Raw genomic sequence first — 14,075 nt, 5'->3', positions numbered from 1 at the left:
CTGTTAGAAGATTAAATTTGTTCTGGGCGAGTAAAAATGAGCTCATTACCTTTAGATTGGCTTTCATCAAATTGATAACCTTCTAAATTAAAGTCAGACAATTGATCGGTTTTTGTCAGTTTATTTTGAATAATAAATCGGCTCATTAAACCGCGTGCTTTCTTTGCATAAAAGCTGATGACTTTGTATTTACCGTTTTTCTCATCAAGGAAAACAGGCTTAATAATCTTCCCATCTAATTTTTTGGTATTTACCGATTTAAAATATTCGTCAGATGCAAGGTTGACTAAGACTTGGTCTTTTTGCTGAGCAAGAGCCAGATTCAATTGTTTGGTAATGATATCGCCCCAGAATTCATAGAGGTTTTTACCACGGGTATTTTTTAGTGAAATTCCCATTTCAAGGCGATAAGGCTGCATTAAATCTAATGGGCGCAAGATACCATAAAGACCCGATAAAATACGTAAATGGGATTGGGCAAATTCAAAATCTGCTGGGGAAAATGTCTCTGCTTTCATTCCCGTATAAACATCACCTTTAAACGCTAAAATGGCTTGGCGTGCATTTTCAGGGGTAAAGTCTGCGTGCCATTCTGCAAAACGAGCGGCGTTGAGGCCTGCCAATTTATCACTGATTTTCATTAAACTGGCGATATCCACAGGGGTTAACTTACGGCATTCTTTGATGAGCTTTTGCGATTCTGCTAATAACTCAGGTTGCGTAAATTTTGCTGTCGCAAGCGGGCTTTCGTAGTCTAGTGTTTTTGCAGGTGAAATAGTAATAAGCATGACTTGACCCTTTATAAAAGAATAATAACGCTTACTTTAGCAAAAATTCATCCTAAATAGCTAATTGATGCAATAAGGCAAATCAATATTATTCTTTGCTATTGTTAGCTGACGAGATATTTCGCTAAAAGGATTCAGCTTGATATCAAGTTGCGAAACCGATTGCCAATCAAATAGTTGCTTTTGACTAGATTTCCTTGCTTGCAGCAATATGGATGCATGATATTATCTGTAGACGGTGCGGCGATAGCCACAATTCCTTTATAATACGCAAAGTAATTCAAGTTGCAGTCTGTTAGCCAATACATCTACAACTTGAAGCATGACGGGTTACCCTAAATACTTCAAGTTGTAGGTAGGCGGCAAGTAAACGAGTCTCTAGGAGCATACATTAGTATGTGACTAGAGCGAGAGAGCGTAGCCAACACCGCTACAACTTGAAATATAACGGGTATAACAACGAGATTAAAGAAATGACCGATAAACTGACCTCCTTACGTAGTCTGACAACTGTTGTTGCTGATACAGGCGACATCGAAGCAATGAAGCTTTACAAACCACAAGATGCGACCACCAACCCGTCGCTGATCTTAAATGCTGCACAAATTCCTGAGTACCGTAAATTAATTGATGAAGCGGTTGAATGGGCACGTAAGCAAAGCAGCAATCGTGAGCAACAAATTATTGATGCTTGTGACAAACTGGCTGTGAATATCGGTCTGGAAATTCTGAAATTAGTTCCGGGTCGTATTTCTACCGAAGTTGATGCGCGTCTTTCTTATGACGAAGAAGCCTGTATTGCTAAAGCACGTCATTTAATCAAAATGTACAACGATGCGGGTATCAGCAATGATCGCATCCTGATTAAATTAGCGTCTACTTGGCAGGGTATCCGTGCAGCGGAAAAACTGGAAAAAGAAGGCATCAACTGTAACCTGACTTTATTATTTTCTTTTGCTCAAGCACGCGCTTGTGCAGAAGCAGGTGTTTACCTGATCTCTCCATTCGTGGGCCGTATCCTTGACTGGTACAAAGCAAATACTGACAAAAAAGAGTTTGCACCACAAGAAGATCCAGGTGTGGTTTCTGTAACTGAAATCTATAACTACTACAAAGCGCACGGCTATAAAACAGTTGTTATGGGTGCAAGTTTCCGTAATGTGGGCGAAATCATTGAATTAGCAGGTTGCGATCGCTTAACAATCTCCCCAGGCTTACTGAAAGAGCTGTCTGAGTCTGAAGGCACATTAGTACGTAAACTGACTGACGCGGGTAAAACGCAAGAGCCAGGTGCTAAACTGACTGAAGCTGAATTCTACTGGCAGCATAACCAAGATCCAATGGCGGTTGATAAACTGTCTGACGGTATCCGTAAGTTTGCTGTAGACCAAGAAAAACTGGAAAAAATGATTGCGGATTTACTGTAATTTTTCTAGCGTCGTCAAAACCCAGCCAATTGGTTGGGTTTTTTTATGGCTATTTTTCATTGATTTATATCTCAATTTAAATATAAAAAAGCCACAACGCTGCATGAAAATATGCTTCATGGTATGATATTACACCTGTTTATGGGCAAATAAACAGTTTCTGATAAGTCAATTTTTGAGGTTTGTATGAATGAATTGCGCATAGGTCTGGTTTCTGTTTCTGATCGTGCTTCGAGCGGTATTTATGAAGATAAAGGCATCCCTGCATTAGAAGAGTGGTTAGCAAAAACGCTAACAACGCCTTTTCGCATTGAAACGCGGTTAATTCCAGATGAGCAAGTCATGATTGAACAAACTTTGTGTGAGCTGGTGGATGAGTTTGCATGCCATTTAGTGCTTACCACAGGTGGCACAGGGCCTGCTCGTCGTGATGTGACACCAGATGCAACATTAGCCATCGCCGATCGTGAAATGCCAGGGTTTGGTGAGCAAATGCGCCAAATTAGCTTGAAATTCGTTCCCACTGCTATTTTATCGCGTCAAGTCGGCGTGATCCGCAATCAGGCCTTAATTTTAAACTTACCAGGGCAGCCAAAAGCCATTGCTGAAACATTGGAAGGGTTGAAAGATAAGGAAGGAAATGTACTGGTATCAGGGATTTTTGCGAGTGTTCCTTATTGCATTCAATTGCTCGATGGCCCGTATGTGGAAACTGATCCTACAATCGTTAAGGCGTTTAGGCCAAAATCGGCGATCCGTACTGAATAAGTTTTGAATACAATCAGGTGAGCATTCACTCACCTGATTAAATACCATTAGCAATAATTAGCCGCGCTGGCCAATAGGTAGCACAGTTCTGCCGTATTGCTCATTTAACACTTCTGCGACCGCTAAATAGAACGCACTCGCACCACAGATAATTCCTTCGAAACCTGCAAATTGGAGTAGCGCAGCGTTGCCCGTTAGATTGCCAATAGCAAGTAAGGCAAATAAGACTGTTAAGCTACCAAAAACAAATTGCAGCACAACGTTAGCTTTAAATGTGCCAAGGAACATGAAAAAGGTAAAAATCCCCCAAATAGCAAGGAAAACGCCTAAAAATTCAGGCGAGGTGGCTTCGGCTAACCCCATAGTTGGTAAAAATAATAAACCAACTAATGCAATCCAAAACATCCCATAAGAGGTAAATGCGGTTGCGCCAAATGTATTGCCCTTTTTATATTCAATCAGCCCTGCGATAAATTGGGCAATCCCACCATAAAAAATACCCATGCTTAAAATAACGGATGAAAGTGGAAAAAATCCTGCGTTATGAATATTCAACAGGATGGTTGTCATACCAAAGCCTAGTAAACCAAGTGGGCCTGGATTTGCAAGAGAGCTAGACTGCATATAACCTCTGGTAAAATATATAAAATTCAAATAGATAAAAAGAAATAAACACCGCTAAAATGGCAGTGGCGGCGAATCATACGCAGTTTTAGTTGCCTAAACAATGATCACAAGACAGGTTTTTTTGCAATAAATGCAAATTTTTTTTAATTCCCCCCTTGATGAATGGATTTACGACCCCATCTTTAAAGCATCAACCGATATCTCTGTGAATTATTGCGTATTGAAAAATAATTTAGGCTCAGGGTGAAAAACGCCCTTGAAAAAGAAATATTGAGCCGCATATAGATTGATATCGAAATCATAGTGAAAAGAATTCCTTTGGAGGCGTTTTAGATGGGTAAAATTATTGGTATCGACTTGGGTACAACTAACTCATGCGTTGCAATTATGGATGGTACTACCGCTCGTGTTCTGGAGAACAGCGAGGGTGACAGAACTACTCCTTCCATCATTGCGTACACTCAAGATGGTGAAATTTTAGTTGGTCAGCCAGCAAAACGTCAGGCTGTTACTAACCCAGAAAATACTTTATTTGCAATCAAACGTTTGATTGGTCGTCGTTTCCAAGACGAAGAAGTTCAGCGCGATGTCGCTATCATGCCATACAAAATCATTGCTGCAGATAACGGCGATGCTTGGTTAGATGTGAAAGGCCAAAAAATGGCACCGCCACAAGTTTCAGCTGAAGTTCTGAAAAAAATGAAGAAAACAGCGGAAGATTACTTGGGTGAGCCAGTCACAGAAGCGGTTATCACTGTGCCTGCTTACTTTAACGATGCTCAGCGTCAAGCAACTAAAGATGCGGGTCGTATCGCTGGTTTAGAAGTAAAACGTATTATCAACGAACCAACAGCAGCAGCATTAGCTTATGGTTTAGATAGAGAAGTTGGTAACCGTACAATTGCTGTTTACGACTTAGGTGGTGGTACATTCGACTTATCAATCATCGAAATTGATGAAGTTGATGGCGAAAAAACCTATGAAGTGTTAGCAACCAATGGTGATACTCACTTAGGTGGTGAAGACTTCGATACACGTTTAATCAACTACTTAGTTGAAGAATTCAAAAAAGAACAAGGTGTTGACCTGCGTAACGATCCGTTAGCAATGCAACGTCTGAAAGAATCTGCAGAAAAAGCGAAAATTGAGCTGTCTTCTGCACAACAAACTGATGTGAACCTGCCATATATCACTGCTGATGCAACAGGTCCAAAACACATGAACATCAAAGTGACTCGTGCAAAATTAGAGTCACTGGTAGAAGACTTAGTTAAGCGTTCAATGGAGCCAGTGAAAGTTGCACTGCAAGACGCAGGTTTAAGTGTGAGTGAAATCAACGATGTTATTTTAGTTGGTGGCCAAACACGTATGCCAATGGTTCAAAAAGTTGTTGCTGACTTCTTTGGTAAAGAACCACGTAAAGACGTTAACCCAGACGAAGCGGTTGCAATGGGTGCTGCAGTACAAGGTGGTGTTTTAGCAGGTGATGTTAAAGACGTTCTGTTACTTGACGTAACGCCTCTGTCTTTAGGTATCGAAACCATGGGTGGCGTGATGACTTCGTTAATTTCGAAGAATACCACTATCCCAACAAAACACAGCCAAGTGTTCTCAACCGCGGAAGATAACCAAGCAGCCGTGACGATCCATGTTCTGCAAGGTGAACGTAAACGTGCGTGTGATAACAAATCACTGGGTCAATTTAACTTAGACGGTATCCAAGCAGCACCACGTGGTATGCCACAAATCGAAGTGACTTTCGACATCGATGCTGATGGTATCTTACATGTGTCTGCGAAAGACAAAAACAGCGGTCGTGAGCAAAACATCACCATTAAGGCTTCTTCAGGCCTGAACGACGAAGAAATCGAAAAAATGGTACGTGACGCAGAAGCGAACGCAGAAGCTGACCGTAAATTTGAAGAGTTAGTGCAGGTTCGTAACCAAGCTGACCAACTGGTTCACGGTACACGTAAACAAATCGAAGAAGCAGGTGACAAATTACCAGCGGACGATAAAGCAAACATCGAAAAAGCAACATCTGAGTTAGAAGCTGCAGCGAAAGGCGAAGATAAAGCAGATATCGAAGCGAAAATCCAAGCTTTAGTCACTGCATCTGCAAAACTTCTGGAAATCGCACAGCAACAAGCTCAATCAGGCGGTGCCGGTGCAGCTGGCGCAGAAGCGAAGAAAGATGATGATGTTGTTGACGCTGAGTTTGAAGAAGTTAACGACAAAGACAAAAAATAATGCCCTTAGCGGGCGCAGTAGCTGTAGCGAAGATGGTTAATAGTTACTGATACCGGATACGGGCGTTGAGGGAACTCTGCGCCCGTTCCGCATGTTAAGGGTAAATTAAATGGCAAAAAGAGACTTTTATCAGGTTTTAGAACTTGAAAAGAATGCTTCAGAAAAAGACATAAAAAGAGCGTATAAGCGCTTAGCAATGAAATACCATCCTGACCGTAATCAGGGCAATAAAGACGAATCTGAAGAAAAATTTAAAGAAATTAAAGAAGCTTACGAAGTTCTTTCCGATGAGCAAAAACGTGCCGCTTATGACCAATATGGTCATGCTGCGTTTGAACAAGGCGGAATGGGCGGCGGCGGGTTTGGCGGTGGCGCTGACTTTAGCGATATCTTTGGTGACGTCTTCGGTGATATTTTCGGAGGCGGTCGCAGACAGCAACGCCCAAGCCGTGGCTCTGATCTGCAGTACAACATGGAATTGACTCTTGAAGAGGCTGTCCGTGGAGTGACCAAAGAAATTCGTATTCCGACGCTAGAAACCTGTGATGTGTGCCATGGTAATGGTGCGAAACCAGGAACCAGTGCTGATACTTGTTCCACTTGTCATGGTATGGGCCAAGTGCATATGCGCCAAGGCTTTTTCTCGGTACAACAACCTTGCCCAACTTGCCACGGTCGCGGAAAAGTTATCAAAGACCCATGCAACAAATGCCATGGTCATGGTCGTGTTGAAAGATATAAAACACTATCAGTTAAAATTCCAGCGGGGGTTGATACGGGTGATCGCGTTCGCTTATCGGGTGAAGGTGAAGCGGGTGAGAACGGAGCTCCAGCAGGCGATTTATTCGTTCAAGTTCATGTATTACCTCATAACATTTTTGAGCGTGATGGTAATAACCTGCATTGCGAAGTACCAATTAACTTTGCCGATGCAGCTTTGGGCGGTGAAATTGAAGTTCCAACCCTTGATGGTCGTGTAAAACTGAAAATTCCAGCAGAGACACAAACAGGTAAAATTTTCCGTATGAAAGGAAAAGGTGTGAAATCTGTGCGTGGAGGTCTGCAAGGCGATTTGATGTGCCACATTGTTGTTGAAACTCCCGTAAAACTGAATGAGAAGCAAAAAGCGTTACTCAAAGAGTTTGGCGAGTCTTTAGGTGGCAAAAGCGGAGAAAAAAATAGTCCGCGTTCCAAAAGCTTCCTAGATGGCGTGAAAAAATTCTTTGATGATTTAACGAACAAATAATGTGTTAATTATTTAATAAATTAGAATGGCTGGTCTGTGAAATACAGAACCAGCCATTTTATTATGTTATTTAACCACTTCCCCGCTAGCAATAACGGTTTCACGTACTTTGTTTGCAAAGTCTTGTGCTTCTTGGATAATCACTTTTTCATCAGCGGTGAGTAATTGGCGGTCTTGCATCAAAACTTTACCGTCTACTATCGTATGGCGAACATTAGCCCCATTCGCGCCATAAACAAGTGCGGCATATGGGCTATACATTGGAACCATATTAGGTGATTTAGTATCAATAACAATAATATCTGCAAGTTTACCCGCTTCAAGTGAGCCTAATTTATCTTCCATATGCAGAACTTTAGCTGAGCCTTTGGTGGCTAGCTCGACAACAGTGAGCGGCGGCATTGCAGCTCGGTCTTTGTTCTCTAGTTTATGAATTTTACCGACTAAATTAAGCTCATTTAATGTTGTTAGAGTATTGCTCGACATTGGGCCATCGGTTCCTAACCCTACCCGAATGCCTTTTTCTAACATAGTCGTGACAGGCGCAACGCCTTTTGCTGATTTGGTGTTGGCACTGATATTATGTGCGACACCGACATCGTATTTTTTCAGCAAATCCATATCTTGCTCATTCACCATAATTGCGTGTGCAGCAATGACTTTATTATTCAGTGCGCCAATATCAGCCATGTATTGAACAGGGCTTTTACCACCTGTTCGCTTAGCAATTTCTTCTTGCTCGCGATCGGTTTCGGCTAAGTGGATCATGACTGGAACATTTAATTCTTGAGATAATGTTGAAATTTGCTGTAAATGCTCAGTTGAGTTGGTATATGGAGCATGGGGTGCAAAAGCTGGAGTTATGCGTGGATGGTCTTTGTATTGATTAATAAAACTCACTGCATATTGAATACCTTCATCTGCATTTTGCGCATCAGCAACAGGAAACTGGATCACGGACTCACCTAAAACAGCTCTTAAGCCAATTTTATCAACCGTTTTTGCCACTTCGTCTTCAAAATAATACATATCGACATATGTTGTGACGCCCCCCTTAATCATTTCAATATTGGCAAGATTCGCACCAACGCGTACCATTTCACGGCTTACCATCTTGTTTTCTAGGGGAAATATATAACGATGTAAGCGGTCTGGAACATCATCCGCCAATGAACGAAAAACAGTCATTGATGCATGAGTATGGGTATTAATTAGACCTGGCATGACAATGTCTCCCTCGACATTGAGCACATTCGTAGCTTGATAGTCTTTTGCAAGCTCTGGTCCACCTACGGCAATGATTTTATTTTCTTTAATGACAACGGTACCGTTTTTGATGATGTGGTTTTTAGCATCCATCGTTAAGACTGTACCATCAACTATCATCATATCCACAGGTGTGACAGAAAAGCTTGCAAAAGAAGACGTCATTGTTGCAAGTGCTAATAAAGACTTTGTAAAAGACATTGCTACCTCATATCCAAATGAAAAATCAGTTTTTATTCTTTATAAAAGGCTCAAGTGGATTTATTAAAAACCACACTCTAATACCTAAATATAAGGGATTGATATTTATGTTCAGTCCCTTATCGCGGGCTAACTGCTAAGTTTGGCAAGTAAAACACCCGATAAAATAACTATGCAGGCAAGAACTCGCATTAAGTTGAACTTTTCTTTTAAAAAGACAATCGAAAGGAACATTGCAAAGAGTACGCTGGTTTCTCTGATGGCTGCTACCATAACTATAGGTGCTTGGCTCATTGCCCAAATAGCAATGCCATAGCTCACTAATTGCATTAACCCACCTAATAACCCAGAACGCCAATATTGCTGAATACCGAGCACAAGTGTTGTGCGATATTTAATAATACCTGAAATAGTTAAGACGATACCATTTAATAAAAATAGCCAAAGTGTGTAGACGACAGGGTCTTCACTGGCTCGAGCTCCGTGGCCATCTGAAAGTGTGTAGCAGGCTGTGAAAAAGGCTGTACATAAGGCAAAAGTTAACGCTTTTCCTTTGATATTTAATTGAAATTTTCTTCCAGCAAAGGCGATGAGTAAAACACCACTAATAATGAGCAGTATGCCAATAAAACCCATTAATGGAATAAACTCATTGAATAATACAGCGCCAAGCAATGCTGTAATCAGTGGCGCGGAACCTCGTGAAATAGGGTAAATCTGGCTCAAATCACCGTGAGTATAGGCCTGGCTTAAAAAGTAGGTGTAGCCAATGTGGAACAATACCGATAAGGCCAACCAGTGCATTGCTTGGGGAGAAGGTAGCCCCAACCAAAATATTGCTGGAATGGCGAGCACACCCGAAAAAAAAGAAATCATGACGAGACCAAAAAAACGGTCATTACCAAATTTAACTAAGGCGTTCCAAGTTGCATGGCAAAAAGCAGCAAAAAGGACGGCGAGTAATACGTAAGTAGTCATAATTTAAGGATAAAGATTATTTTTTTGTTTGAAAAATAAATAACGTTGTTGTTGCGAAGCGCTTCGCAAAACGATTGTAACTCAGTCTCCCATATTAAAAATTATTGCGAAACCCTTCGAACAGAAAAAATAGATGATTGCGACAAGAACATCAAAAAATGTAAATTAGAAAAACGAGAAAAAGTTGAATTTATAAAGTCACTTTTTAAAAAATTTATTATTTGTTTTTATAAAAGTTGTCTATAGTGAAATTAACGTTTTTTTATCATTTTGAGTGATCCCTAACCTAAATAGATCGCTAATTCCGAGCTTTAATGGATGAATAAACGATTTTTTACGAATTAATAATTAGCATAATATTAACATTCAAAAAATATTGAGGTTAAAATAAATGACAGCAATTATTCGTAAATTTTTAAGGTTAGAAGCAGCAGGGGGCTTACTCCTGATTATTGCTGCCATAGTTGCTTTGATTATGGCTAATACGCCATTGCAAGGCGCTTATCAGCAATTTTTAACGATCCCAGTATCGATTAAAATTTCAGACTTTGGGCTAGATAAACCATTAATTTTATGGATTAATGACTTCCTAATGGCTATTTTTTTCTTAGTCGTGGGTCTTGAGGTTAAACGTGAATTATTGGAAGGATCCTTAGCTGGTCGTGATAAAGCTATATTTCCAGCAATTGCAGCATTAGGTGGGATGATTGTTCCTGCACTAATTTACCTGCTTTTTAATGGTGGAAATGAAATCACTCAACAAGGTTGGGCAATACCAGCGGCAACAGATATTGCATTTGCTTTAGGTGTTATGGCGTTATTAGGTAAGCGCGTACCCACTGAGTTAAAGGTCTTTTTATTGGCGCTAGCTATTATCGATGATCTTGGTGTTATTGTGATTATTGCCTTTTTCTATACAAGCTCTGTATCAATGATTGCGCTCGGCTTAGCTGCTTTATGTATTGCAATATTGGTCACTATGAATTGGCGCAAAGTGGAAAATACAGCAGCTTATTTAGTTATAGGGCTGATATTGTGGGTATGTATATTAAAGTCAGGTGTTCATGCTACATTGGCGGGGGTGATTGTTGGTTTCTTAATTCCATTAAGGGGCACAAATCAAACAAAACCTTCTGAAGAGCTTGAGCATGTCTTACATCCGTGGGTTGTCTATTTAATCTTACCTATTTTTGCATTTGCAAATTCAGGCGTTCAATTACAAGGCATCACCTTTGATGGGTTATTGAGTCCGTTACCGCTTGGTGTGGCTGCAGGGTTAGTATTGGGTAAGCCAATTGGGATTTTCTTATTTAGTTGGACTTCGGTAAAACTTGGCTTTGCGAAATTACCTGAGTCGATTAATTTGAAGCAAGTTTTTGCTGTTTCGGTGTTATGTGGGATCGGTTTTACTATGTCTATTTTTATAACTGGGCTCGCATTCGATGGTATTGATGAGGTATATAGTACTTACTCACGCCTAGGTATTTTAATTGGCTCCACAGTGGCAGCAGTGCTCGGTTATTTTATGTTAAGAGTAGTCTTACCGAAACAAAAACAGTTAGCGTGAACTAGAATTATAAAGTAATTTAGTTAATTCTTAGTAAGAATTTCCGAACTAATATTCTATGATATGCCGTAGTGTATCTTTTGCAGATACACTACGGTTATACATAATAAAAGCCCCTGATTCATGGGGACAGGTAGATATGTATGGTGAATAGCACCAAGTGTGGTTATTGACGATACAAAAGGAATCGATATGCGGGTTTCACATTTAAATTTTAACCATCTTTACTACTTTTGGCATGTATGTAAAGAGGGCTCTGTCGTGGGGGCGGCTGAAGCACTTTACCTGACTCCTCAGACCATAACAGGCCAAATAAAGGCGCTAGAAGAGCGTTTAGGTGGTAAATTATTTAAGCGACAGGGGCGTGGTTTAGTGCCTTCCGAACTCGGGCAACTTATTTTTCGCTACGCAGATAAAATGTTTATGCTTAGCCAAGAAATGCTCGATATAGTTAATTACAGCAGAGAGTCCAACTTACTATTTGATGTTGGTGTTGCTGATACATTGTCAAAACAGTTAGTTAGCCGAATATTGGAAACGACAGTTGTTGAGCATGAACAGATTCACTTGCGCTGTTTTGAATCAACTCACGAACTGTTATTAGAGCAACTTAGCCAACATAAGTTGGATATGATTTTATCGGACTGCCCAGTTGATTCATCACAGCAGGAAGGCCTGTTTTCCGTTAAATTGGGTGAATGCAGTATGAGCTTTTTTTGCCGTCAGCCAATACCGAAAAAGCCATTTCCTGAATGTTTAGAAGAGCGTCGCTTACTGATTCCTGGAAGACGTTATCTTTTAGGTCGGCATATTTTAGCTTGGATACGGAATAAAAATTTACAAGTTGAGGTATTAGGCGAGTTCGATGATGCTGCATTAATGAAAGCGTTTGGCATGCATTATAATGCTATTTTTGTTGCTCCTTCTCAGTATACACCTGACCTTTTAGGCGGAGAAGATATTGTAGAATTAGGGCGATTAGAAAATGTAAAAGAAGAATATTACGTTATTTTTGCAGAAAGAATGATTCAGCATCCAGCAGTGCAGCGAGTTTGCAATAAAGATTTTTCAGAATTATTTTCAGTGTCATTTGACAAGTTAGGGCAGTAAATTAAGCAAATAAAAAAACCGGCCTAGGCCGGTTTTTTTAGCTAATCAAGAAGCAAAATTACATTGCTTTAATTTGAGCAACTAAGTTAGCTTTATGACGTGCTGCTTTATTTTTGTGGATCAGGCCTTTACTGGCGTGACGATCAACAATAGGTTGCATGTCATTGAATGCTTTCTGAGCAGCTTCTTTATCGCCTGCAGCGATAGCAAGGTAAACTTTCTTGATAAAAGTACGTACCATAGAGCGACGGCTAGCGTTGTGCTGGCGACGTTTCTCTGACTGAACGGCACGTTTCTTAGCTGATTTGATATTAGCCAAGGTCCAACTCCCAAATGTATTCTATTGAGGACAATTCAAAGGTCGAGGAATATGCCCTTTCGCCCTGCATTTGTCAATGGATTTGTGCAAATAAACATCGTGTACTTCGATGTCCATGCGCTGTGAATGGTGCAAGATTCTATCAGCAAATATGAGAAGAATACAGATCTTAGCGTGAAAAAATGCGTAATTGATGTCAGAAAATTAAAAACAATCACGATAGAAAAAAATTTTAGCCCATCAATAAGAGGGGAGTATGATATTTGCTCGCTTATTGATTGCTTATTAATCACGAAATGTGTTTAGCTATAGGCATTGATGAGAAAACGATAAAAATTGAATATTTTTAGAGACCTCGGAACAAATTTGTTGTATTGATAATCCATTGGTTATCCCAACATTTTTTGATATCTATGCCTAATTGCTCATATTGGGTAGCATTGTGGCTTGTTGTTCACGTAAAATAGATGGCTATTAGGTCGTGTTAGAATCAAAAAAATAGGGTTTAATGTAACCTTTTGCGAACTAAGGTTAACCTTATGCGTCGTACAAGGTATAATCCTGCAATTTCCTCGGTATTGAGCCTGTTATGGAGCTAATTCGCGGTATACAGAATATCCGGGCGTGCCATCATGGTTGCGTGCTGACTATTGGTAATTTTGACGGTGTTCATCGTGGGCACCAAGTATTACTTCAAAATTTGAAACTCAAGGGTAAGGAACTTGGCTTACCTACGGTTGTGATGATTTTTGAGCCACAACCTCTTGAATTTTTTATTGGTGACAAAGCGCCTGCGCGTTTGACACGTTTAAGAGATAAAGTTAAATACCTCGCAGACAGTGGTATTGACTACCTTCTTTGTGTTGAATTTAACCAGCACTTTGCCTCTTTAACACCCGCTGAGTTTGTCTCAGATTTACTGGTTGACAAATTAGGGGTGAAATATCTCGCCATCGGTGATGATTTCCGTTTTGGGAAAAATCGCATGGGGGATTTTGCCTTTTTGCAGCAAGCAGGTGAAGAGTTTGGGTTTGAGGTTGCTGATACAGAAAGCTTTTGTGATTCAGGTCTTCGCATCAGCAGCACGGCCATTCGTAAGGCTATTCAGGTTAACGACCTTGAATTGGCGGAAAACCTGTTAGGGCATGCCTATCGTATTAGTGGGCGAGTGGTTCATGGTAACCAGCTTGGCAGAACAATAGGTTTTCCGACGGCAAACCTACCATTAAAACGTTTAGTCACACCAGTGACGGGTGTGTATGCTGTAGAAGTTTATGGTTTAGGTGATAAGCCTTTGCCTGGTGTGGCGAATATCGGCACACGACCGACTGTATCTGGAAAAGGAACGCAGTTAGAAGTTCATCTGATTGATGCCACTATGGATTTATATGGGCGTCATATCGATGTAGTGTTACGTAAGAAATTACGTGATGAGCAGCGGTTTGCTTCGTTGGAAGCGCTTAAGGAGCAAATTGCTAATGATGTAATTGCAGCAAGAGAATATCTTACTGCAATAGGAATCAGATAA

General features: G+C 40.5%; 12 protein-coding genes. 7 read left to right on the top strand and 5 right to left on the bottom strand.

Translation table 11 applies throughout. The annotated features are described in order from the left end of the window. Positions 1-11 precede the first annotated feature (11 nt). On the bottom strand, positions 12-788 hold the full coding sequence (gene yaaA / locus PSF27_RS17070; RefSeq protein WP_206084523.1) for a peroxide stress protein YaaA: 777 nt from the start codon (positions 786-788) through the stop codon (positions 12-14). Between the two features lie 473 nt (positions 789-1,261). Here yaaA and tal point away from each other — a divergent pair, with 473 nt between their 5' ends. Both tal and mog read left to right on the top strand, forming a co-directional pair. After that, on the top strand, positions 1,262-2,215 hold the full coding sequence (gene tal / locus PSF27_RS17065; RefSeq protein ID WP_272539038.1) for a transaldolase: 954 nt from the start codon (positions 1,262-1,264) through the stop codon (positions 2,213-2,215). A gap of 186 nt (positions 2,216-2,401) precedes the next feature. Further along, complete coding sequence (gene mog, locus PSF27_RS17060; RefSeq protein ID WP_206084524.1) at positions 2,402-2,983, top strand: molybdopterin adenylyltransferase; 582 nt, start codon at positions 2,402-2,404, stop codon at positions 2,981-2,983. A 57-nt stretch (positions 2,984-3,040) separates the two neighbouring features. Here the strand turns inward: mog and satP are convergent, their stop codons facing one another. Next, a complete protein-coding gene (satP, locus tag PSF27_RS17055) occupies positions 3,041-3,607 on the bottom strand; it encodes an acetate uptake transporter (RefSeq protein WP_272538973.1) in 567 nt (188 codons plus the stop codon). Between the two features lie 336 nt (positions 3,608-3,943). On the opposite strand from satP, the gene dnaK reads away from it, so the two are divergent. Together dnaK and dnaJ are read left to right on the top strand one after the other, a co-directional pair. Then, a complete protein-coding gene (dnaK, locus tag PSF27_RS17050) occupies positions 3,944-5,860 on the top strand; it encodes a molecular chaperone DnaK (RefSeq protein WP_272681912.1) in 1,917 nt (638 codons plus the stop codon). Positions 5,861-5,969: 109 nt separating this feature from the next. Continuing rightward, positions 5,970-7,106: a molecular chaperone DnaJ gene (gene dnaJ / locus PSF27_RS17045; RefSeq protein WP_206084527.1), complete on the top strand. Its 1,137-nt coding sequence runs from the start codon at positions 5,970-5,972 to the stop codon at positions 7,104-7,106. A gap of 66 nt (positions 7,107-7,172) precedes the next feature. On the opposite strand, the gene PSF27_RS17040 is transcribed toward dnaJ, so the two are convergent. Both PSF27_RS17040 and PSF27_RS17035 read right to left on the bottom strand, forming a co-directional pair. Then, on the bottom strand, positions 7,173-8,573 hold the full coding sequence (locus PSF27_RS17040) for an amidohydrolase (protein ID WP_206084528.1): 1,401 nt from the start codon (positions 8,571-8,573) through the stop codon (positions 7,173-7,175). Positions 8,574-8,702: 129 nt separating this feature from the next. Continuing rightward, the gene (locus PSF27_RS17035; protein ID WP_272574276.1) at positions 8,703-9,551 is read right to left on the bottom strand and encodes an EamA family transporter; all 849 of its coding nucleotides are present in this window, start codon (positions 9,549-9,551) and stop codon (positions 8,703-8,705) included. A 391-nt stretch (positions 9,552-9,942) separates the two neighbouring features. Between PSF27_RS17035 and nhaA the strand changes: the two genes are divergently transcribed. Together nhaA and nhaR are read left to right on the top strand one after the other, a co-directional pair. Further along, on the top strand, positions 9,943-11,118 hold the full coding sequence (gene nhaA, locus PSF27_RS17030; protein WP_272681911.1) for a Na+/H+ antiporter NhaA: 1,176 nt from the start codon (positions 9,943-9,945) through the stop codon (positions 11,116-11,118). 192 nt (positions 11,119-11,310) lie between these two features. Continuing rightward, positions 11,311-12,228 (top strand): transcriptional activator NhaR, encoded by a 918-nt coding sequence (gene nhaR / locus PSF27_RS17025; RefSeq protein ID WP_206084531.1) that lies wholly within the window; start codon positions 11,311-11,313, stop codon positions 12,226-12,228. A gap of 58 nt (positions 12,229-12,286) precedes the next feature. On the opposite strand, the gene rpsT is transcribed toward nhaR, so the two are convergent. Beyond that, the gene (gene rpsT / locus PSF27_RS17020; protein ID WP_006662810.1) at positions 12,287-12,547 is read right to left on the bottom strand and encodes a 30S ribosomal protein S20; all 261 of its coding nucleotides are present in this window, start codon (positions 12,545-12,547) and stop codon (positions 12,287-12,289) included. A 589-nt stretch (positions 12,548-13,136) separates the two neighbouring features. Here rpsT and ribF point away from each other — a divergent pair. Next, positions 13,137-14,075, top strand: a complete 939-nt coding sequence (gene ribF / locus PSF27_RS17015) for a bifunctional riboflavin kinase/FAD synthetase (RefSeq protein WP_206084532.1) — start codon at positions 13,137-13,139, stop codon at positions 14,073-14,075.

This window comes from Providencia sp. PROV129 (assembly GCF_028482245.1).
Taxonomy (GTDB): domain Bacteria; phylum Pseudomonadota; class Gammaproteobacteria; order Enterobacterales; family Enterobacteriaceae; genus Providencia; species Providencia vermicola.
Note: the sequence above shows the minus strand (reverse complement) of the source record. Positions and strands in the feature narration are given on the sequence as shown.

What these genes read in the sequence shown, in the direction of transcription:
- yaaA (WP_206084523.1), bottom strand. Translation starts at nt 788, where the DNA reads ATGCTTATTACTATTTCACCTGCAAAAACACTAGACTACGAAAGCCCG.
- tal (WP_272539038.1), top strand. Translation starts at nt 1,262, where the DNA reads ATGACCGATAAACTGACCTCCTTACGTAGTCTGACAACTGTTGTTGCT.
- mog (WP_206084524.1), top strand. Translation starts at nt 2,402, where the DNA reads ATGAATGAATTGCGCATAGGTCTGGTTTCTGTTTCTGATCGTGCTTCG.
- satP (WP_272538973.1), bottom strand. Translation starts at nt 3,607, where the DNA reads ATGCAGTCTAGCTCTCTTGCAAATCCAGGCCCACTTGGTTTACTAGGC.
- dnaK (WP_272681912.1), top strand. Translation starts at nt 3,944, where the DNA reads ATGGGTAAAATTATTGGTATCGACTTGGGTACAACTAACTCATGCGTT.
- dnaJ (WP_206084527.1), top strand. Translation starts at nt 5,970, where the DNA reads ATGGCAAAAAGAGACTTTTATCAGGTTTTAGAACTTGAAAAGAATGCT.
- PSF27_RS17040 (WP_206084528.1), bottom strand. Translation starts at nt 8,573, where the DNA reads ATGTCTTTTACAAAGTCTTTATTAGCACTTGCAACAATGACGTCTTCT.
- PSF27_RS17035 (WP_272574276.1), bottom strand. Translation starts at nt 9,551, where the DNA reads ATGACTACTTACGTATTACTCGCCGTCCTTTTTGCTGCTTTTTGCCAT.
- nhaA (WP_272681911.1), top strand. Translation starts at nt 9,943, where the DNA reads ATGACAGCAATTATTCGTAAATTTTTAAGGTTAGAAGCAGCAGGGGGC.
- nhaR (WP_206084531.1), top strand. Translation starts at nt 11,311, where the DNA reads ATGCGGGTTTCACATTTAAATTTTAACCATCTTTACTACTTTTGGCAT.
- ribF (WP_206084532.1), top strand. Translation starts at nt 13,137, where the DNA reads ATGGAGCTAATTCGCGGTATACAGAATATCCGGGCGTGCCATCATGGT.